Source organism: Flammeovirga sp. SJP92, from assembly GCF_001583495.1.
Lineage (GTDB): Bacteria > Bacteroidota > Bacteroidia > Cytophagales > Flammeovirgaceae > Flammeovirga.
Map to the genome: position 1 here is coordinate 50,191 of NZ_LQAQ01000042.1, position 19,585 is coordinate 69,775.

General features: G+C 34.0%; 21 protein-coding genes and 4 tRNA genes. 13 read left to right on the forward strand and 12 right to left on the reverse strand.

Annotation, left to right across the window (positions count from 1 at the left end):
- Positions 1–77: 77 nt before the first annotated feature.
- From AVL50_RS10500 to AVL50_RS10540, 8 genes are all read right to left on the reverse strand, one after another.
- Positions 78–746: a thioredoxin family protein gene (locus AVL50_RS10500; RefSeq protein ID WP_062616561.1), complete on the reverse strand. Its 669-nt coding sequence runs from the start codon at positions 744–746 to the stop codon at positions 78–80.
- Between the two features lie 196 nt (positions 747–942).
- The gene (locus AVL50_RS10505) at positions 943–1,470 is read right to left on the reverse strand and encodes a TlpA disulfide reductase family protein (protein WP_063850660.1); all 528 of its coding nucleotides are present in this window, start codon (positions 1,468–1,470) and stop codon (positions 943–945) included.
- 944 nt (positions 1,471–2,414) lie between these two features.
- Positions 2,415–2,747, reverse strand: a complete 333-nt coding sequence (locus AVL50_RS10515) for an STAS domain-containing protein (RefSeq protein WP_062616461.1) — start codon at positions 2,745–2,747, stop codon at positions 2,415–2,417.
- Between the two features lie 2 nt (positions 2,748–2,749).
- A complete protein-coding gene (locus AVL50_RS10520) occupies positions 2,750–4,381 on the reverse strand; it encodes a SpoIIE family protein phosphatase (RefSeq protein WP_062616462.1) in 1,632 nt (543 codons plus the stop codon).
- Positions 4,381–4,965, reverse strand: a complete 585-nt coding sequence (locus AVL50_RS10525; RefSeq protein ID WP_062616463.1) for a SpoIIE family protein phosphatase — start codon at positions 4,963–4,965, stop codon at positions 4,381–4,383. Before AVL50_RS10525 ends, AVL50_RS10520 begins: the two co-directional genes overlap by 1 nt.
- Positions 4,953–5,342: an ATP-binding protein gene (locus tag AVL50_RS10530; RefSeq protein WP_062616464.1), complete on the reverse strand. Its 390-nt coding sequence runs from the start codon at positions 5,340–5,342 to the stop codon at positions 4,953–4,955. Before AVL50_RS10530 ends, AVL50_RS10525 begins: the two co-directional genes overlap by 13 nt.
- A complete protein-coding gene (locus AVL50_RS10535; RefSeq protein ID WP_062616465.1) occupies positions 5,332–5,709 on the reverse strand; it encodes an STAS domain-containing protein in 378 nt (125 codons plus the stop codon). The genes AVL50_RS10530 and AVL50_RS10535 overlap by 11 nt, the downstream gene beginning before the upstream one ends.
- 2 nt (positions 5,710–5,711) lie before the next feature.
- Positions 5,712–6,599 carry a protoglobin domain-containing protein gene (locus AVL50_RS10540; protein ID WP_062616466.1) on the reverse strand — a complete coding sequence of 296 codons (888 nt, stop codon included), beginning with the start codon at positions 6,597–6,599 and terminating at the stop codon, positions 5,712–5,714.
- A gap of 366 nt (positions 6,600–6,965) precedes the next feature.
- On the opposite strand from AVL50_RS10540, the gene AVL50_RS10545 reads away from it, so the two are divergent.
- The 3 genes from AVL50_RS10545 (at position 6,966) to AVL50_RS10555 (ending at position 8,944) form a co-directional block, all read left to right on the forward strand.
- On the forward strand, positions 6,966–7,508 hold the full coding sequence (locus tag AVL50_RS10545; protein ID WP_062616467.1) for a GNAT family N-acetyltransferase: 543 nt from the start codon (positions 6,966–6,968) through the stop codon (positions 7,506–7,508).
- A gap of 63 nt (positions 7,509–7,571) precedes the next feature.
- The gene (locus AVL50_RS10550; RefSeq protein ID WP_062616468.1) at positions 7,572–8,528 is read left to right on the forward strand and encodes a hypothetical protein; all 957 of its coding nucleotides are present in this window, start codon (positions 7,572–7,574) and stop codon (positions 8,526–8,528) included.
- Positions 8,529–8,536: 8 nt separating this feature from the next.
- Positions 8,537–8,944 (forward strand): GNAT family N-acetyltransferase, encoded by a 408-nt coding sequence (locus AVL50_RS10555; protein WP_062616469.1) that lies wholly within the window; start codon positions 8,537–8,539, stop codon positions 8,942–8,944.
- 49 nt (positions 8,945–8,993) lie between these two features.
- On the opposite strand, the gene AVL50_RS10560 is transcribed toward AVL50_RS10555, so the two are convergent.
- Together AVL50_RS10560 and AVL50_RS10565 are read right to left on the reverse strand one after the other, a co-directional pair.
- Positions 8,994–9,641, reverse strand: a complete 648-nt coding sequence (locus tag AVL50_RS10560) for a peroxiredoxin-like family protein (RefSeq protein ID WP_062616470.1) — start codon at positions 9,639–9,641, stop codon at positions 8,994–8,996.
- Positions 9,642–9,643: 2 nt separating this feature from the next.
- The gene (locus AVL50_RS10565; RefSeq protein WP_062616471.1) at positions 9,644–10,237 is read right to left on the reverse strand and encodes an NAD(P)H-dependent oxidoreductase; all 594 of its coding nucleotides are present in this window, start codon (positions 10,235–10,237) and stop codon (positions 9,644–9,646) included.
- A 110-nt stretch (positions 10,238–10,347) separates the two neighbouring features.
- Between AVL50_RS10565 and AVL50_RS10570 the strand changes: the two genes are divergently transcribed.
- From AVL50_RS10570 to AVL50_RS10580, 3 genes are read left to right on the forward strand one after another with little or no spacing between them, the layout of a single operon-like run.
- Complete coding sequence (locus AVL50_RS10570; RefSeq protein ID WP_062616472.1) at positions 10,348–10,710, forward strand: helix-turn-helix domain-containing protein; 363 nt, start codon at positions 10,348–10,350, stop codon at positions 10,708–10,710.
- Between the two features lie 4 nt (positions 10,711–10,714).
- Positions 10,715–11,209, forward strand: a complete 495-nt coding sequence (locus tag AVL50_RS10575; RefSeq protein WP_062616473.1) for a flavodoxin family protein — start codon at positions 10,715–10,717, stop codon at positions 11,207–11,209.
- Between the two features lie 58 nt (positions 11,210–11,267).
- Positions 11,268–12,566: a deoxyribodipyrimidine photo-lyase gene (locus AVL50_RS10580; RefSeq protein ID WP_172826811.1), complete on the forward strand. Its 1,299-nt coding sequence runs from the start codon at positions 11,268–11,270 to the stop codon at positions 12,564–12,566.
- A gap of 365 nt (positions 12,567–12,931) precedes the next feature.
- Here AVL50_RS10580 and aceA read toward each other — a convergent pair whose 3' ends face one another.
- Together aceA and aceB are read right to left on the reverse strand one after the other, a co-directional pair.
- A complete protein-coding gene (aceA, locus tag AVL50_RS10585) occupies positions 12,932–14,206 on the reverse strand; it encodes an isocitrate lyase (protein WP_062616475.1) in 1,275 nt (424 codons plus the stop codon).
- 154 nt (positions 14,207–14,360) lie between these two features.
- Complete coding sequence (aceB, locus tag AVL50_RS10590) at positions 14,361–15,962, reverse strand: malate synthase A (protein ID WP_082795752.1); 1,602 nt, start codon at positions 15,960–15,962, stop codon at positions 14,361–14,363.
- Between the two features lie 449 nt (positions 15,963–16,411).
- Between aceB and AVL50_RS10595 the strand changes: the two genes are divergently transcribed.
- The 7 genes from AVL50_RS10595 to AVL50_RS10625 all read left to right on the forward strand — a co-directional run bounded on the left by AVL50_RS10595 (position 16,412) and on the right by AVL50_RS10625 (position 19,522).
- Positions 16,412–17,062, forward strand: coding sequence for a hypothetical protein (locus AVL50_RS10595; protein WP_157491262.1), 651 nt, complete (start codon positions 16,412–16,414; stop codon positions 17,060–17,062).
- Between the two features lie 89 nt (positions 17,063–17,151).
- A complete protein-coding gene (surE, locus tag AVL50_RS10600; RefSeq protein ID WP_062616563.1) occupies positions 17,152–17,922 on the forward strand; it encodes a 5'/3'-nucleotidase SurE in 771 nt (256 codons plus the stop codon).
- Between the two features lie 335 nt (positions 17,923–18,257).
- Positions 18,258–18,340 (forward strand) — tRNA-Leu (locus AVL50_RS10605).
- Positions 18,341–18,364: 24 nt separating this feature from the next.
- Positions 18,365–18,447 (forward strand) — tRNA-Leu (locus AVL50_RS10610).
- A gap of 36 nt (positions 18,448–18,483) precedes the next feature.
- Positions 18,484–18,566 (forward strand) — tRNA-Leu (locus AVL50_RS10615).
- A 22-nt stretch (positions 18,567–18,588) separates the two neighbouring features.
- Positions 18,589–18,671, forward strand: a tRNA-Leu gene (locus tag AVL50_RS10620).
- A 443-nt stretch (positions 18,672–19,114) separates the two neighbouring features.
- A complete protein-coding gene (locus AVL50_RS10625; protein WP_062616477.1) occupies positions 19,115–19,522 on the forward strand; it encodes a hypothetical protein in 408 nt (135 codons plus the stop codon).
- Positions 19,523–19,585 lie beyond the last annotated feature (63 nt).

The following is a 19,585-nucleotide window of genomic DNA, read 5'->3' on the forward strand; positions in this document are numbered from 1 at the left end:
TGAAAAAATGAAAAAGGTTGTTATGAACCGAAGTCGATAACAACCTTAAATTTATGAAATTTTGATGGATTTAAAGCCTATCCTTTTGAAGTTTTGATAGAACAACCTACTGCTTTTGTTGTTGTTTCAGCCACTTCTTTGTTTTCTAACAATGCATTCAAAGCATTTTCCAAGTAAGTAACTTTCACTTGATCAGCACTCTTGTAGTTGTCGTCAATAGCACCGATGTATCTTACAAAATATTTCTCACTTTCTTTCTCTAACAAGAAAACGTGTGGAGTTTTTGTAGCACCATAAGCAGGGTAGATTTTCTGTCCCTCATCAAATAAATAAGGGAAAGTAAATCCTTTCTCTTCAGCTCTTACTTTCATCTTATCAAAAGAATCATCAGGCTGTTGCTCTGGATCATTTGGATTGATAGCAATAACAGGATATCCTAGCTTTTTGTATTTTTTATCGATGGCGATGATACGGTCTTCATAAGCCACAGCGTAAGGACAGTGGTTACAAGTGAAAATCACAATCGCACCTTTATTATCTTTTAGGTCATTTAAGGCAACCATTTGGTCGTCTATATTTTTTAAGCTGAATGCAACAGCTTCATCACCAACGCTTAATCCCATTTTCTTTGCAGGAGTAAGTGGAGTAGCTTTTGTTACTTCTTGTGAAGTTTCTTGTTTTTTCTCAGGTGTAGAACAACTTAAAACTGATCCGGCCAACATAGCCAAAACTAGGAGTTTGAACATTTTCATGGTTAAAAATTTATTTAATAAAAAGTAAATATGCTGTAACTAAATTATCTTCAATGAATAGGTAATTATAGGAGTAATGGTTTTGAAATATAGCATCCCATCATCTCTCAAAGATCACCTTGTTTCTAATTGTTATAGATATTTGATGATTCAGTTTACAATGTAGTGTATTGATAGAGAAGTATTGATTTTATTTTAAGACAAAATTTTTCAATTCTTCATAATCATGGAAATCAGTATTATGGAAAATTGTTTTGTTTTGATCAATGACTAAAGTGACAGGAATGGCTCCATCCCAATTCGCATTCACTTTGCCTAGCCATGCATTGGCATCAGCATCATCCAGCCATAAGGTAGGGGTTGTGAGGTTCTTTTTTTTGATATAAGTCGAAAGATTTTTTTCATTCATATCCAAGCTGATCAAAACAACTTTTGCTTTTTGACCATTTGCTTTGAATTCTTCTTCCAACTGCTGGAAATAAGGAAGTTCTTTTACACAAGGCTTACACCAAGTTGCCCAGAAATTTATCACTCTAAGTGTATCATCTTTGTGAGTGAATAAAGGAGCTAAGCCATCAAATTTATTGAATTTTAAAACTTCTTGCTGTTCAAGCTGAATCACTTCATCCGGTTGTAAAACCAATGGTTTTTCTTGACTACAAGAAAAAAAGAAAAGTAATGTGATGAGTGATAATGTGTTTTTAAAAAAGTTTGACATAATGTTATGGAAGTTCATTTATAATTCAATTCTAAATTTAGCATAAATGGTCAAAAAGTACATAGCTGAGGTTTAAATAATTTATTTATCTTTTTTAATCAATTTCACACTAAGTGTAGTACAGGGCATTTTTTGATGAAAAATAAATACCTTAAAAATAAGATTTATCAGCGGAAACAAGCAGATTAAAATCATATCTTACTTTTTAGGTATCACAAATTTGAACTGATTGTGAGTATTAACAGTAGTAAGAGTCATATCTATTTATCCAATTAGTAATTATGTCAACTTTAACCCCTAACTCAAAAAGAAAACTGGTTGTTATCTGTCTGATAACACTGTTTACTATGTCGACTGCAATCATTCTTGATCAAAAAATCGAAAAATTAAATTTAGAAAAGGATTCACTAGTGGTGAACGGTGTATTAAACCAGCATCACCTCAGGTGGCATTATACACATTAAATTGTACTTTAGGAGGTAATGATTGCATATTTGATTAAAATTCTTTTGATGTAATTGTATTTTATATACATTGGTTGTAGACCAACCTAAATACTTTTTATGATTAAAAGCTTTTTAATTATTTGCTGTCTGGCGTTGTTTATTGTAGCGTCAGTTTTTATCGCTGGAGGCTTAACACATGAAGAAAGAGAAAAGTCTTCTGTTTCAGAACAATTCATTGAACAAGAGATTCAAATACCCCTGACATTCTCTAAAACCACGGGCTTCGAAGAAGTCAAATTAAAGCCCCTGCGAATTTACCTTAGTGAAAGGTAATGTTAGCCTAATTGTAAAAAGGAAGCTCTCCGATCAGTCGGGGAGCTTTTGTTTTTTTGAAGGAAAATGTATTTCGAGAAGGTAATAATCCAAAATGTCATCAAAATAAAAAATCCCTTATTACAACTGAATAGTAATAAGGGACCATCGTTGAATGAAACTATTTTAAAAACTCAAAATAGCCTCTTCATATTTGTCTTGTACTTCAATGATCAAATCAAAGCCAGATATTTTTAAAATCTCCTTTACCACATCATTTGCTTCACACACAATGAACTTCCCTTGTACTGCTTTGATACTTTTGGAAGCGGATAGAAATACTCTTAATCCTGAACTACTCATGTAAGAGACATCTTTTAAGTTTAATAAAAGCTTTGTATTCCCTTCATCAATTAATTTCAAAACCTCTTTTTCTACAATCGGCGAAGTACTGGCGTCCATGAAACCATTCACGTGTACTACAGAAATGTCTTTGATATTTGTTACTTCTATTTCCATTACTATATCTTTAAGAATAATGTTATTTTATTTTGGTCGTCGATACGTTTATAATCAATTTTACTTGCTAGATTCTTTACAATATGTATTCCTAAACCTCCAATGGGCCTATCTTCAACGGATAAGGTAGTATCAGGAGCTTCTTTTTCTAAAGGATTGAAAGCAATACCATTATCAAGAATCTGAATTTTTAAGCCACTTTTATTTTCAAGGCAAAATACTTTTAATTGAATATCCGTAATTTTTAACTCATTATTAGCATAATTAGTAGTGTTACTGATCAATTCGTCTAAAACGATCTGTACTTTCTGTATAAAAGCTAAAGGATAGTTGTTGTCTTCGAGAAAGTGATGGATTAATGGCGTGACTTTTTCTTTTTCATCGTAACTGGCTTTGAAGTTAATGGAAAAGTCAGGTGTACTCACTTTAGCATATTTCACACAAAGTACTGTGATGTCATCAGCTTGTTCTGATCCTTTTTCATGCGTGCTGATATCCTCAATTACAATATCCACTAGTGACTTCAACTTTTGAGCTTTTGATGCTTCTAAAAGGTCTATCAGTCGTTGATCCGAGTATAATTCATGGTTAATATTTTGTGCCTCGGTAACTCCATCGGTATAAGCAAAAATCAGCTGACCTGAGTTTAATTGTAATGTAGATTGAGAATACTCAAAGCCTTCCAATGCTCCAACTACTGGACCGTGTCTGTCATCTAATTTTAATGTCTTTTCATTTTCAGATAGAATATAGGATGGATTATGTCCAGCGTTAGTGTAAATCAGTTCTCCAGTTTTGATATTCAATAAGGCCAGGAAAATTGTGACAAACATGTTATTTTTATTTTCTTTGGCAATTTCAGTATTTACATGTGTAATTATCTGACTTGTTGAATGTTCCGTGATGGCAACACTTCTCAATAAGGATTTTGTCATGGCCATCAACAAAGCCGCAGGAACTCCTTTTCCAGAAACATCACCAACTGTAAAATAGAGGTAATTATCGTCAATAATCTGAAAGTCATAAAAGTCTCCACCTACTTCACGTGCAGGAACTAACTTGGCATGCACATCAATATTATCATCGGAAGGAAAATCGGTGGGCAACATACTCATTTGAATGTTTTGCCCAACAGCCAACTCACTCTCCATTCTTGCACTATTGTCTTTGGCTCTTTTTAGGCTTTCATACGAATCTTGTAAGTCTTTATTTTTAGACTGTAATTCTTTTAATAGTTCATCACGTGATCTTTCATTAAAAGTAAGAACTGCATCTTCTAAGCGATCGGCAGGGAAACGTTTATCAATAAAAAGTTCAAGAGCATCATCTTTGATATCAATGTTTACGTGGTGCAGGTAAATAGTAGGAATTTCCTTTGCAATAGCATAAAAAGGATCAAATATTCTTATTGTGATGTTTTTAACTTGATCTCCCATCGTCAGTATTTCTGTATCAAGATACACTTGTTGATGATCAATCATAATTTTTTTTAAGAGTGTAGAAAGCATTGTGGCAATTTTAACAGAGAAACTGTTATCGTCGAAACATATTAAAAAAGCCTGATAGACTTTCTTCCTCAAGTTCACAACGTCTTGTTCGTTTACTATTTTTTGTCTGCTAAATTGTTCAAACATTATTTTCTAATTTTTACAGCGATAAGAGAGGCATCGTCAAAAATTGAACCCCATTGTTTAATGATTTTTTTTGCTAATATTTCGCTGGAGAATAAATGGTAGTTTTTAAATTTCTCATTTGCAAAGGAAGAATCTACACCGTCACTGTACATCAAAATCACATCTTCATCATGGAGGTTTCTGCTGCTTACTTTTGCTGTTCTTCCTCTCACACCCAGCAGACCATCTGTCGATAATAATGTAACGTTTCCATCATTGATTACTCTGCAGGTAATATTGCCCAAACTGCCAAAGTAAAGGGTGTTATGAAGAATAGTACCAATGCCCAATGCAGCGCCTTCACTTCCAAGCATATGCTGATGGGTTTCTTGGATAAGTCTGCTGATGTCGGTATGAAAGTTTTGGGAGATAAATGCTTTGATTTTTTGTGAAATCTCAAAAGCAGGAGCACCATGACCTATACCATCAATTACAGCAAAAAAACAGATGTCTTCCTGCTGATGAATAAAAATAGCATCGCCGTTTTTCTTTTCTCCGGCAATGGGTCGGGTGTATCCTCCAATATCGATTTTTATTTTTTCCAATATGTTACTTTGATATGAGTTCCAGTTTCAGGTGTTGAATTAATTTCTAAAAGGTCTGAGATTCTTTTGATGCCCGGTAATCCAAGTCCCAATGAACCTCCAGTAGAATAGTTGTCCTTCAATGCCTTCTCAATATCCTTTATTGATGGGCCATTGTCAATAGCTTCAATTAAAATTCCTTCATTTTTATGAGTAGAAACTTTAGAAAAACGAACAAATCCACTTTCAGCATATTTTATGATATTATAAGCCAGTTCAGATATGATGATTGAAACTTTTGTAGTTTCTAATGTATTCATACCAATATCTTTAGCAAAGTTCATGGCTTCATGACTGGCATAATGAATATCATTTTCAGACTTTATTCTAATAGTCATTTGTTTTGTCCAATATTATAATAGCTTCATCTAAGCTAATGGAATAAAGTAGGTTGTCAATATTTGCGTCCATCATAATTAACGATGAAACAACGGAGGGCCTTAGCCCAGAGATAACGGTATTAAAACCTGTGAGTTTAATCATATTGATAATGGATTTTATTCTTTCAAAATCCACCAAATCAATAATCTCTAAACCAGAGAGATCAAATATGATCCCTTTAATATCAGTATGTTGCACAATCTCATGCAAGAGTTCCTGCTGAAACAACTTAAGAAGATCTTCGTGCAGGTCCAATTGGAAAGAAGCAATGATACATTGACTGTGCAATTGGATTGGAATGCCTGATTTAACCCAATTACCCATAGCTACTTTTTCACAATTTTCATGTTCAATTTTTCAAAAGCAATCTCAATGGCTGCTTTTAGATTGGCTGTAGTTCTGATAGTTCCCACATCAATACCAAGCTCAACAATGGTTTGGGCCACTGCGGGTGATAAACCAGAAATAATACATTCGCAACCCATCAATTTTGTGGCCTTAGTAATTTTGATAAGGTGATTGGCCACAGCTGTATCTACAACAGCAACACCAGAAATATCCAAAATGAAACTTTGAGCGTGGTGTTGTGAAATATAGTTTAAAGTATTGTCCATAATGTCCTGTGCTCTTCTTGAGTCAATCAACCCAACAACAGGAAGAAGTAATAACCCGTCCCAGAGTTGAGTGACAGGAGTAGACATTGCCATAAGTGTCTTGCTTTGAGCAGTAATTTTTTGATTAACAATGTGCTCATAACTTTGTACAATAATGGTCATGTCCATATGAACAATCTTGTTCAAGGCTCTTCTAATTTTATCAATTTTTTCCCTTGACCAATCTTGAATTAACAGTACTTCAATAAAAAGACTTAAGAAGTGATCCACGCCTGCCAAATAGATTTCTTGTGATAGACCAATTCTAGCATGAACTTCACCCACACTTTTTCTTGTGGCAACATACTGATCATCAATATTTGCATCAAAAAACTCTTCCCAGAAACTTAATTGCATACGTTGAACTCTATGGAGAGTGGCAGGGTCAGCAAAATACTCTTGAAATTCAGCTGTTGTTTTCAGCCATTTATACCATGATTCAACCATTTTTGGCACCTCATTAATGGCCACAGGTTTAAACTCATGTATTGCATCTATATCTTCTTTTGTAATCCCATATAAATCACAAAGCTGAGTGGCATTTCTAGATATCACTTCCATTAGTATTAGATAGTATTGAGGAAAAAATGTTTCATTAAAAACAAATTTAAGGTTTAGTTGTTAATTAGCAATTATTATTTAATATAAACGCTCAGACAAAATTATTTAATACTAATTCCAATTATTGTTTTGCGATTACTGCTTTAAAAAACGATCAATAGAGAACCACTTTTCGCCTGTTTTTAGCGTTGTACTTACAAAAAAACAATTGAGAATTAGCTGTCAATTCATTTTGACTCAGTACTTAGAACGTTTTATTTTGAATATCGTCCAACGGATAAAATTATTATGTATCACTTAATAACTTGAAATACTTTACTATATTATCTTTATTAACCATAATTGTTAGACTTATACCGATCATAAATGAATAACACAACTAAACCTAAAATAAAATTGAAACCCTTGGAAATGGAGGATGCAAATGCCATTTTCAAGATTATTGATCATCAAAGAGAATACATAGGACAATGGTTGCCTTTTGTACAATACACTCGTGAAATTGAAGATACCCGAAAGTTTGTTTCTTCTATGCTGGAGGGACCTGAACAACATCTTTCGGAGGTATATTCCATTATGCTGAATGATGAATTGATTGGGCTAATTAGTTTTAAGGATATCAGTAAAGTAAACCAAAGTACAGAAATTGGATATTGGATTTCTAGGGATTTCCAAGGGCAGGGAATTATGACCAACGCTGTGAGACAATTATGTAAAATTGCATTTGAGGAATGGGATATGAATAGAGTAGTCATTAAGTGTGCGGAAGGGAATATTCCAAGTAAAAGGATTCCAGAGAAAATTGGTTTCCAATATGAAGGTACAGAACGTGAAAGTATTGTGATGATTGATGGTAATTTTGTCAATTTGGAAGTGTTTAGTTTACTGAAGAGTGATACCATAAAATAGTGTATGTTTTTTCTTTTTGTAGACTACGAGTGTCCATAATATTAAGAACAATTTCTTTTGATTATGAGTACCTTAATTATCTCTTTACTTCTGTTATTTCATCTCCATTCAGATACGATTGATTATTCAAATTATTATAAAGAAGTTATTGAAATAGAAGAGATGATTGCAGATGAACTTTATAGTGATGCATTAAATCTATATCAATCATTATTCAATCAATACCCTTTTATTTTTAAAAGAGACCTAATCATTGCAGCTCAATTGGCCTTATTTTTAAACGAGAAAACAAAAGCCGAGGCATTGATTTTAAGATGTTTTAAATCAGGTTGGGAATGGAAACATTTTAAGAAGAATAAGTGGCTTGATGAAGTTTTTTCAGCTGAAGAAATTAAAGTTTTCAAAGAAAAAGCTGCTCAGTTCAACAAAGATTATTTTTCTCAATTAGATCTTTCTACAAGAGAAAAAGTACATTTGATGTTTAAAAAAGATCAGCAGAAAGCTTTAGGTGCTTTTTTTAAAATGGGAGATAAAGCATATGATAAATACACCAATACTAAATTTGCTCCTCACAGTGAAAATCAGTTGGCGACTTTGAAGGAAATTATGAAAGTGAAAGGTTATCCTGGTGAACAATTGATAGGTAATAGCTATTGGGGTTCTACTATTCTTTCACATCATAATTCAATTTCATATGAATATGTTAAACAGGACACATTGTTTGATGATTTGAAACCTTATTTAAAAAAATCACTTAAAAATGGACAGATTTCCCCTTATGAATTAGCTTTGATGGAAGATTGGAAAAACGCCGTGTTAAATGATACAACCACTAAACCTTTTGGCTATTTAAATCCACCTATTGAAACCAATATTAACCAAATTAATAATAATAGGAGGGGAATCGGGTTGAGATCTGTAGAATTAAGAAATCAATTGGTGAAAATAGAGGAAAAAACGGGCCTCAACTTTTATTTGCCTGATTGGGTGAAGGGAGAAATTAAAATATTAGAAAACTAGATGATCAAATGAACATAACAATATCGAATACAAGAACTATTGATAAAAATAAAATTGTTAAACTTTATGAGTTGAATGAATGGAGTGCGGCTCAAAAGCCAGATGTGCTTTATCAGGCTTTAATAAATTCACATTCTTTAGTTTCTGCTTGGGACGGCGATGAGTTGGTAGGCATTGGAAATGCCATTTCAGATGGTTTTTTAGTAGTATATTATCCGCATTTATTGATTCACCCTGAATATCAAGGGAAAGGAATTGGTAAAATGATCATGGAGAAAATGTTTCTAAAGTACAAGGGTTTTCATATGCAGATGTTGACTTCAGATGGCGAAGCCGTTCGATTTTATGAAAAGATGGGCTTTACTAAGGCTGGAAATACCACGCCAATGTGGATTTATGATGGAAAGGAACATTAATAAAAACTCCAATTACTAATAAGAAGTAATTGGAGTAACTGTAGTTAGGCTAAACTGCTTCTAATTCTGCAATTAAAACATCTGGATTGGGACGTTTTGTGTAATCCACAGAATATTCAGCATACTTTATAATTCCATCCGTGCCGATGATAAATCTTGCAGGAACTGGCAGTGTCCATGAGTCATCACCATTATATTCGTCTAATTTGATTTTGAATGTATCGCGGTATAATGACTTCAATGGATCAACCATTTCCCATTTCAAACCAAATTGACCTGCGGTTGTATTTTCAGTATCTCTCAAAAGGTCGAAGTTCAAACGTTGTTGTTCTACAATCTTAAGGTTATTTGCTACAGTTTGTGGGGAGATGCTTACCATATTGACACCCATTTCATCAAACTGTTTTTTAAATCTTTTCAAGAAGGCCAAATCCGTATTACAGTAAGGACACCAAACACCTCTGTAGAAAGTGATGACCAAAGGACCTTTTTGTAAAAGTTCCTCACTCGAAACCATTTCTCCATTGTGGTTTGGCAAGGAGAAAGCAGGTGCTTCGTCTCCAGCTTTTAAAATTCCGTCACCAATACCTGATGCTTCCAAATCACGAGTGGCTTGGTGCATAATTTTTACAAATTCAGGAGGCATTCCACCTTCAATTTTCTCTTTGAGTCTACTAAGTGATTCTTGTAATTCCATGACTATGCTTTTTGGATTAATTCTTCTTTAATATGTTTTTCAAATCGGATGAAGTCATTTTCCACTTCAGGATTTTTCATCACATCATAAGCAAAAAATGTTTCCATTGGTTCCAATCCAAACCATTTGAAATTAAGGTGCATTGGCAACATCAAATCATCTTCACTGATGCCATTAAAGAATTTTTCATTAGGATTATTAAATGCTTCTTTAGGTGCATTGGCTGTAACTGAGATCATATATTTCCCTTTCAGCAAACCACCTAAACCATAATTTTGTTTTGGGTTTTCAGCAGTTCTGCCGTCGCCTTGAGACATTTTGCCCATCATACCTGCAGTGAAGACATCGTCCAAGTATTTTTTAAAACTCCAAGTGATTCCCATCCAGTTGAGTGGAGTTTGCAGTAAAACAACATCTGCCCAAAGAAACTTCTCCATTTCTTCTTCCACATCATATTCTTTTTCTGATGCAGTGTATTTGATTTCAAAATCAGCCTCTTCCAGCCAATCAGAAGCTTTTTCAATGAGAGTATTATTAAGCTTTCCCTCTGCAAAAGGGTAGTATTGGTGTCCGTTAATAATTAATATTTTTTTCATCTTTTTTTCGATTAATGTTATATTTGTTTCGTAAAGGAACTAACATTGGTTTAAAAATGAAACTAATGAGTTTGATAACTGAAAAAATAGTGGTTACAAAAAGGTGACTTATGGGAAGAAAAGTAATAGATAACCCCAATTTGTGTTCTTTAGTGCATGCAATGAACATTATTGGAGGCAAGTGGAAGCCAATCATTCTTTATTTATTGGCCAATGGAGGTTTACGTTTTGGAAAACTTTTGATGTTTACTCCAACTATCTCTAAGAAAGTATTGACAGAACAGCTAAAAGAATTGGAGGAAGATGGTTTGATTATCCGAAAGAAATTTCCAGAAATACCTCCAAGGGTAGAATATTCTTTATCAGAAAAAGGAAAAGCATTATTGCCTGTTTTAAAAGCGTTGAGTGATTGGACAACGGAAACTTATGGAGATGAAATAGGTTTTGAGCAATGTAGAATTGTTACTATATAGTAATATGAAAGCAGTAATTATTGTAGGAAGTGCTAGAAATGAAAGTAATACATTAAACCTAGCTAAGAGACTTCAACAAAAAACGGATTTTGATGTTGTCAATCTTCTAGATTACAAAATTGGACATTTTGATTACGAGCATCAGAATAGAGAAGATGATTTTCTCCCTTTAATGAAAAAAATTATTGAAAAGTACGATACTCTGATCTTTGCAACACCCGTTTATTGGTATGCGATGAGTGGAAGGATGAAAGTCTTTTTTGATAGAATTACAGATCTCATAACCATTGAAAAGAAATTAGGCAGGCAACTGAGAGGGAAAAACATGGCAGTCATCACTACTTCCAACGGAGGCAACTTAGGGGAAGATTTCTGGCACCCTTTTAAACACTCTGCGTCTTATTTAGGTATGCATTTTTTGGGTGGACAGCATACTGTTAATGAAATGGATTCGGAAAGTGCTCTTCTATCATTTCTTGATTTCTTCAAAAGAAAATAGAACAATTGGTCGTTTCTACAGTTAGTTAAAGACATTATAAACCTACTTAGTAACGATAATGAAAAAAGAGATTTCAATTTTTTGGTTCAGAAGAGATCTTCGTCTATATGATAATGCGGCTTTAAGTTATGCCCTGAATAATGATCACCCCACTTTACTGCTTTTTATTTTTGATACTGATATTATCAACGAATTAGATAGGGATGATGCAAGAATTACATTTATCTATGATCAATTGGAAAAAATAAACCATCAACTCAAAGTAATAAACAGCAGTTTGCTTGTGAAGATGGGTAAACCTCTGGAAGTTTATAAAACACTAGCGGAGGAATATGATATCAAAGGAATTTATACTAATGAGGATTACGAACCTTATGCCATCAAAAGAGATCAAGAGATTGTTGATTATTTCTATCTGAAAAATAGACCTTTCTATCATTTAAAAGATCAGGTGATTTTTGCCAAAAATGAGGTTTTAAAAAAAGATGGCAAGCCTTACACCGTTTTTACACCCTTTAAGAATCAATGGTTAAAACAATTTGATTCCTCAAAAACTTTAGAGTATAAAGTGGACCTAGACGCTTCAAAAGTGATTCAGCATCAATTTGAATTTCCTTCTTTAAAAGATGTTGGGTTTTCAAGGTCTCCGATTAAGGTACTCGATTATAAAATTGATCATTTAGAACATTATGATATAGATAGAGATATTCCTTCAATAAAGGGAACAAGTAATTTGTCAGTACATCTCCGATTTGGGACAGTAAGTATTCGTGAATTGGTACAGAAAGTACAAAATCATCCCAGTTTCTTGTCGGAGTTGATTTGGAGAGAATTCTTTATGCAAATCCTTTTTCATTTTCCAGATGTGCTTAATGTTAGCTTCAAGAAAAAGTATGAACATATTGAATGGAGAAATAATGAAGCTGAATTTGAAAAATGGAAAAATGGACAGACGGGGTATCCAATAGTTGATGCAGGGATGAGGGAACTGAATCAAACCGGTTACATGCATAACAGAGTAAGAATGATTGTAGCAAGTTTTCTCTGCAAACACCTGTTGATTGATTGGAGATGGGGAGAGGCCTATTTTGCTAAAAAGTTATTAGATTTTGAATTATCGTCCAACAACGGAAATTGGCAATGGGCGGCAGGTACAGGTTGTGATGCAGCGCCTTACTTCAGAGTATTTAATCCTACTGCACAAACTAAAAAATTTGATCCTGACTTCAAATACATCAAAAAATGGGTTCCTGAATATAATGGATTTGGCTATCCACAACCTATGGTGGATCACAAAATGGCAAGACAAAGAGCTTTGGATGTCTATAAGTATGGCTTAGCTTTGAGTGAGCAGTAAAAATCCAATTTGTAGGTTACAATAGCCAACCACTCTACTAATAATACGGTGTAGAGTGGTTTTGTATTTATAATAGGTTCTTAAACATTTTTCTTTGCTCATAAAAATTTTTGTTCCAGTGTTTTATTCAATTGGTTTGATGATTTAGAATTTTGGGAATTAAAAAACTCCCTCATAAAAATGAGAGAGTTTTAAGAATTTTAGGTAACCATATGTAAGTGTTCGGAGTACATGAGAATTACAATATTTTAAAGCTGGTGACGAAACTATATTCTGTCAATAAGCCAATTATTACGTTTAAACCTAGTTTTAAAATTTAACTATTTTATTTGTCGCTAGCTCTCCAATGTCACAATTCAAATACTCTAAAATTGAGCAGTTTCTGTACTACCTTCCATTGCTGTTGTAGAAGCGGTACCAGCGGTCACCGTATTCTGAATAGCATCGAAATAAGTAGTACCAACAAAAGTTTGATGTTTCACTGCTCTGAAGCCGTCTGTTTGTAAGCTAAACTCTTTTTCTTGTAGTTGAGAGTAACCGGCCATTCCTCTCTCTTTATATGCTTTGGCCAATTCAAACATACTTGTGTTCAAGGCATGGAAGCCTGCCAATGTGATGAATTGGAATTTATAACCCATATCTGCAAGATTTTCTCTGAAAGTCTCCATTTCCTTTACGCTCAATTTTGAAGCCCAGTTGAAAGAAGGAGAACAGTTGTAGGCTAACATTTTCCCAGGGAATTTTGCATGAATAGCATCTGCAAACCTTTTCGCTTCCTCTAAGTCAGGAAGAGATGTTTCACACCATATCAAATCAGCGTATGGTGCATATGAAAGCCCTCTTGATATGGCCTGATCGATTCCATGTTTAACTTCATAGAAACCTTCAGCAGTTCTTTCACCATGAATAAATTCACGGTCTCTTGGATCAATATCACTTGTCAGTAAATTTGCGGCATCTGCATCAGTTCTTGCAATAATGATAGTTGGTACACCACAAACATCTGAAGCTAGACGAGCGGCTACTAATTTATTAATCGCTTCTTGAGTAGGAACTAATACTTTGCCTCCCAAGTGACCACACTTTTTAGCAGAAGAAAGCTGATCCTCAAAATGTACTCCAGAGGCACCAGATTCAATCATCATTTTCATTAATTCAAAGGCATTCAAGTTGCCTCCAAAACCAGCCTCAGCATCAGCTATGATTGGCACCATATAGTCCGTATCATCTTTACCCGCTACTGACTGAATTTGATCTGCTCTTCTCAATGCATTGTTGATTCTTGCAACTACTTTAGGTACACTGTCGGCAGGGTATAATGATTGATCTGGGTACATTTGCCCAGCTAAATTAGCATCAGCGGCTACTTGCCAACCTGATAAATAAATAGCTTTTAAACCTGCTTCAACTTCCTGAATTGCTTGATTGCCTGTCAATGCACCCAAACCTGCCATAAAATGTTCTGTGTGTAATCCTTTCCAAAATTTCTCAGCCCCTTGACGTGCAAGAGAATGCTCCACAAAAACATTTCCTTGAAGTTTAATTACTTCTTCAGCGGAATAAGGACGTTCAATGTTAGCCCATCTTGGATTTGTTGCCCAATCTTCTTTTAGTGCATTGATTCTTTCTTGCTTTGTCATTTTGTGTTAAATTTACTGTGTTGAAAATGTATAAATGTGTATGCATTGGACCCCCATCCAGCATTCACTTTCATTCGGGGCACTACAATCTGCAGTGCCCTTTTTTATAAATAATGTATTGGTTATTGGTATTTCTGTAAGAAGATGCTCTTCTTTATATTTGTTGATAAGCTGGTAACGTTAAGAATTCAACGAACTCATCTGTTGTTACTAATTCATCAAAAATATTCTTAGCTTCTTGGTATTTACCTTTATTGAAGTAGTCTTCACCTACGTATTCCTTGATGCTATCCATAATCTCAGGAAGCAAATTTCTATAGAGTTCTGTGGTGATTAATGTGCCATCTTCCATGGTAGCTTTATGTTTGATCCATTGCCAAACTTGAGTTCTAGAAATTTCGGCAGTAGCAGCATCTTCCATTAAGTTATATATAGGTACTGCACCTTGACCATCAAGCCATCTAGCAATATATTGAATCCCTACGTCGATGTTGTTTTTCAATCCCTCCATAGTAATATCACCTTCAGGTACTTTCAATAAATCTTCAGCAGTGATTGTTTTATGTGAAATAGGCTTTTTAAGATTGTTAGGACCTCCCATATATCTATCAAAAACGTCTTTTGCAGTCTGAACCAAACCAGGGTGAGCCACCCAGGTACCATCATGACCCGCCATTGCTTCACGCGTCTTGTCTTTTGCAACTTTTTCAATTGCTCTTTGATTGGCTTTCTCATCTTCCTTAATTGGAATTTGAGCCGCCATTCCACCCATTGCAAAAGCTCCTCTCTTGTGACAAGTCTGAATAAGAAGTTCATAATACGATTTCATGAAATGAACTTTCATCGTTACCTGAGCTCGATTTGGTAACATGTAGTTCGGGTCATTTCTGAATTTTTTGATGTAAGAGAAAATATAATCCCATCTTCCGCAATTCAATCCCGCTGAATGATCTTTTAAGGCATATAAAATTTCATCCATCTCAAAAGCGGCCAAAATAGTCTCAATCAAAACCGTAGCTTTAACACTACCTTGTGGCACATCCATATAATCTTGAGCGAAAACAAAGATGTCATTCCATAGTCTTGCCTCTAAATGACTTTCTATTTTTGGAAGATAAAAATAAGGAGCGCTTCCTTTTGCTAGCAAAGCTTTTGCATTATGAAAGAAGTAAAGACCAAAGTCTATCAATCCCCCAGAAGCAGGCTGACCATTGATGATAATGTGTTTTTCAATCAAATGCCATCCTCTCGGACGCACCATCAACGTTGCGATTTTCTCATTTAGCTGATATTTTTTTCCTGTTTTTGGGTGAGTGTAGTTGATTGTACCTCTTACAGCATCTCTTAAATTGATCTGACCATTGATGTTGTTTTCCCAAGTAGGTGAGTTCGCGTCTTCAAAGTCCGACATGAATACATTAGCTCCACTATTTAGGGCATTAATAATCATTTTTCGATCTACAGGGCCAGTGATTTCTACTCGACGATCTTTCAAGTCATCCTTTACCTCAGCAACAGTCCATTCGCTGTTACGGATATAAGCCGTTTCTGCCAAAAAGTTAGGTCGTTTGCCCTCATCAATCATTTGTTGTTTCTTGATTCGAGCTTCCAAAAGAGCAATTCTTCTCTTGTTGAATTTCTCATGTAAACGGACTACAAACTCTAAAGCCTCTGGAGTTAGGATCTCTTCGAATTGTTTAGAAATTAAACCTTTAATCTCTAAATTTTCAAGCTGTGTTATTGGTTGTGCTCTCATAGTATTTAAAGTTTTGTCTGGGTGAATGATGTCTCAAAGATATAAAAAGCGAATTGAATAAAAAAAGCGAAAATTCGCTAGTGAATAATCATTCAAAAATAAAATATATAAATAAAAAAATATGTATGTTATATTTTAAGTGAAATAAACTATTATAATTATTAATATATTTAGTTAAAAAAAATTGCGAAATTTCGCAAAAAAAATAATTTTTTATTTAAAACAAAACTTAAGTCATCTTTTAGGCTTTGAATTAACATATTTGGTTGAATAGTTTTTGAAGTGAAAAAAATAATGTATTTTTATAATAGGCTCCTTGAAGTTGACAATTATATGAAGTGTCACGTTGGTTTAAAACTGTAACATAAAGCAGTCTAAAACTAAATCTTCTTTTGTCTTGTTTTAATTTATACATACTGATATTCACTGAACTTGAAAAAAGCATGCATATGAAATTTATAAAAGCACTAACCTATTTACTTTTTTTTATACTACCATTATCTGTCTCAGCTCAAGATTTTCCATCCGAATACTGGCATCAAGGTGAGGTGGATTTGACGAACGGAAATTCGATGAGAGGAAGAATTAAATATTCATTAGAAGAAGGAGTTGAATCAATTCAAGTGATTGTCAATGGTGTTATTAAATCATATGGTGCCCAAAATGTGCAGTCGTTTGAGATTATGGATGCCATGACTAAAAGACAGAGAGTATTTTTCTCTTTACCCTTTAAAAAATCAAAAGGATATGTTAAGAATCATTTTTTTGAACTGATAGAAGAAGGGGAGCCTTATATTTTATTCGCAAGGGAAAGAATTGCTGAAGTATCAGAGACATCGTATGATCCTTATTGGGGAAGTAATTTTAATACCCGTAGAAGGGTGTTAGTTCATGATTTCTATTTAATGGATATGTTTGCTGATATCAGGCAAGTAGATATGAGGAAGGAAGAAACTATGCTGGCTTATTTTGGAAAGTATAAAGACAAAGTAAAGGCATTCATTAATATTAATAAGTTGGATTATAAAGACCGAGAAGATTTTCTTCAGATTGTCAGGTATTATGATTCGCTAGTAGAAGAAAAAGAAATTTCAAATTAAAAAACTAAATTAGGGCTGTTAAATCAATAGCCCTTTTTTAAGCATCTATCGTGAAAGATGAGATGCTTTTATTAAAACAAAAAAAACTTATGAAACCTTTAATTCTGATTTCTAATGATGATGGAATAACATCAAAAGGAATTAAATTTTTAGCAGATATAATGCGTGAACTAGGGGAAGTGGTGATTGTTGCTCCAGACAGTCCTCAGTCAGGTCAAGGTCACGCCATTACAATTGAAGATCCATTAAGATATCATAAATCAGACTTGTTCAGCGATTGGGGTATTGAAGCCTACCAATGTTCTGGGACTCCAGCCGACTGTATAAAGTTGGCTAAAAATCATATTCTGCCTAAAAAACCAGATTTGGTAGTTAGTGGAGTGAATCACGGTAGTAATACTTCAGTAAGTGTTTTGTATTCAGGTACAATGTCGGCAGCCTTAGAAGGAACAATAGAAGGATTGTCTAGCGTAGGCTTTAGTGTTTGTGATTATAGCTATGATGCAGAGTTTGAACATACTAGAGAATGGGTGAAGAAAGTAGCATTGTCTGTACTTGAAAACGGTTTACCACAAGGTACGGCCTTAAATGTCAATTTTCCAAAATACAATGGAGAACCTATTAAAGGTATGAAAGTAGGAAGACAGGCAAAAGGAAGATGGCATGAGCAGTTTGATGAAAGGGTGAACCCTAGTGGAAGAAAGTACCTTTGGTTGACCGGTAAGTTTGTTAACCCTGATACTTCTGAGGAAACGGATGAATTTGCAATTGAAAATAATTACGGAAGTATTGTTCCTACAAAAATAGATTTAACAGATTATAATTACCTTTCCAGTCTGAAAGAAACCTGGGAGGATTAATTATTAGAAATAAGAGAGGGGCAGAGGGAGAAAAGTCAGTACTGATTTTAGTAATATTATTTTCTTTTCGCTCTACAAAGGGGCTGATTTAGTAAAAAACTGATAGGTTAATCTTGAAGTAATACACTAAAAATGCCTGTACATTTATTGTTTGTCCCTCTTTTATTTGGCTCTATTGTAAGTTTACATTTATTATTTCAAGAATTTCTACCTATGATTCAAGGGATTAATAAAAGATTTTCTTTTTAGGGTATTTACTGTTTGTTTTCTATAAATTAACCTTGCATATTTGCATCGCTTTAAACGAAAAGCATGTACGAAATATAGAATGAACCGCCTAGGTGGTGGAATTGGTAGACACGCTAGACTCAAAATCTTGTGAGCTTTGCTCGTGTGGGTTCGAGTCCCACCCTAGGTACTACGTTCATTTTTTTATATTTTCGCTTGAGTGGTGGAATTGGTAGACACGCTAGACTCAAAATCTTGTGAGCTTTGCTCGTGTGGGTTCGAGTCCCACCTCAAGTACATTTTGTCCATATTGAAGAAATTAAAAAACAATTTGCCTAGGTGGTGGAATTGGTAGACACGCTAGACTCAAAATCTTGTGAGCTTTGCTCGTGTGGGTTCGAGTCCCACCCTAGGTACTACGATTGTTTTTTTATTTCCGCCTGGGTGGTGGAATTGGTAGACACGCTAGACTCAAAATCTTGTGAGCTTTGCTCGTGTGGGTTCGAGTCCCACCCCAGGTACTAACAAGAAGCATTGGTAGAAATATCAATGCTTTTTTTGTGTTTGAATTTTATAGGCTAACGGTTTTTTACCCCTTTAATTTTTTGGAGTATTTCTATACTTATAGTAAGAGTGTACAAGTACATGTGTTTTCATTTTACAAAATTCTTGATTTTAATCTCCCATGTTTTTCTTGTCCTTTTTGGGGTAATGATGGTTTTGTAGGACAGTTAATTGTCAATTTTTTGAAATAAAATCAGATTATATTCGTACATTTTGGTAAATCGTGTTGTCTAGGATTAGTGAAGAATACTTAAAATATTTGGATTGATTAAATATTAATTCCTTGTATTAGGAATAGTTAACAAGTCTATTTAGACCCCTTTAACAAAAGTTGAAAAATAGTTAAAATTAAACGTAAAAAAGTCCTATATTTGTAACACGATAAATGAATAGAGATTACATGTCAATAAAAAATTTCATATACGGATTATTTTTACTGCTACTATTTAGTAGTTGTGACGAGGAAGCGATTGAAGAATCGCTTGCTGAAGACGTATTGTATATGAAAAAATATGAGTTGACTTATTCTCAGCCACTCAAGTTGGATACATTTAGTGCAGAGTTATCCGGAGATGACCTAAATTCTTCTATCCTTCACTTTAAAATTGTCCGTTTCGATGGAATGCTTTTATATGAAGAGTATGTAGATGGTGAAAATGTGATAGGGGATGATAAAGATCTGGATAGTTTAGATATTGATACAAGAAACAAACTAGTACACAGTAGAGTTGATAATTTTTTACAGGATAAAGCAGAAGTGATTATTCTACTTGAAAAATTAAGACCTAAGGTGAAAGCTAAGATTTAAAAAAAAGTATGGATTATAAAAAAACCTTCTCAATTCAATTGAGAAGGTTTTTTTTATTTATAA

Bases quoted from the DNA above. Each gene is read 5' to 3' on its own strand.
- AVL50_RS10500 (WP_062616561.1), bottom strand. From the start codon at position 746: ATGTTCAAACTCCTAGTTTTGGCTATGTTGGCCGGATCAGTTTTAAGT.
- AVL50_RS10505 (WP_063850660.1), bottom strand. From the start codon at position 1,470: ATGTCAAACTTTTTTAAAAACACATTATCACTCATCACATTACTTTTC.
- AVL50_RS10515 (WP_062616461.1), bottom strand. From the start codon at position 2,747: ATGGAAATAGAAGTAACAAATATCAAAGACATTTCTGTAGTACACGTG.
- AVL50_RS10520 (WP_062616462.1), bottom strand. From the start codon at position 4,381: ATGTTTGAACAATTTAGCAGACAAAAAATAGTAAACGAACAAGACGTT.
- AVL50_RS10530 (WP_062616464.1), bottom strand. From the start codon at position 5,342: ATGACTATTAGAATAAAGTCTGAAAATGATATTCATTATGCCAGTCAT.
- AVL50_RS10535 (WP_062616465.1), bottom strand. From the start codon at position 5,709: ATGGGTAATTGGGTTAAATCAGGCATTCCAATCCAATTGCACAGTCAA.
- AVL50_RS10540 (WP_062616466.1), bottom strand. From the start codon at position 6,599: ATGGAAGTGATATCTAGAAATGCCACTCAGCTTTGTGATTTATATGGG.
- AVL50_RS10545 (WP_062616467.1), top strand. From the start codon at position 6,966: ATGAATAACACAACTAAACCTAAAATAAAATTGAAACCCTTGGAAATG.
- AVL50_RS10550 (WP_062616468.1), top strand. From the start codon at position 7,572: ATGAGTACCTTAATTATCTCTTTACTTCTGTTATTTCATCTCCATTCA.
- AVL50_RS10555 (WP_062616469.1), top strand. From the start codon at position 8,537: ATGAACATAACAATATCGAATACAAGAACTATTGATAAAAATAAAATT.
- AVL50_RS10560 (WP_062616470.1), bottom strand. From the start codon at position 9,641: ATGGAATTACAAGAATCACTTAGTAGACTCAAAGAGAAAATTGAAGGT.
- AVL50_RS10565 (WP_062616471.1), bottom strand. From the start codon at position 10,237: ATGAAAAAAATATTAATTATTAACGGACACCAATACTACCCTTTTGCA.
- AVL50_RS10570 (WP_062616472.1), top strand. From the start codon at position 10,348: ATGGGAAGAAAAGTAATAGATAACCCCAATTTGTGTTCTTTAGTGCAT.
- AVL50_RS10575 (WP_062616473.1), top strand. From the start codon at position 10,715: ATGAAAGCAGTAATTATTGTAGGAAGTGCTAGAAATGAAAGTAATACA.
- AVL50_RS10580 (WP_172826811.1), top strand. From the start codon at position 11,268: ATGAAAAAAGAGATTTCAATTTTTTGGTTCAGAAGAGATCTTCGTCTA.
- aceA (WP_062616475.1), bottom strand. From the start codon at position 14,206: ATGACAAAGCAAGAAAGAATCAATGCACTAAAAGAAGATTGGGCAACA.
- aceB (WP_082795752.1), bottom strand. From the start codon at position 15,962: ATGAGAGCACAACCAATAACACAGCTTGAAAATTTAGAGATTAAAGGT.
- AVL50_RS10595 (WP_157491262.1), top strand. From the start codon at position 16,412: ATGAAATTTATAAAAGCACTAACCTATTTACTTTTTTTTATACTACCA.
- surE (WP_062616563.1), top strand. From the start codon at position 17,152: ATGAAACCTTTAATTCTGATTTCTAATGATGATGGAATAACATCAAAA.
- AVL50_RS10625 (WP_062616477.1), top strand. From the start codon at position 19,115: ATGTCAATAAAAAATTTCATATACGGATTATTTTTACTGCTACTATTT.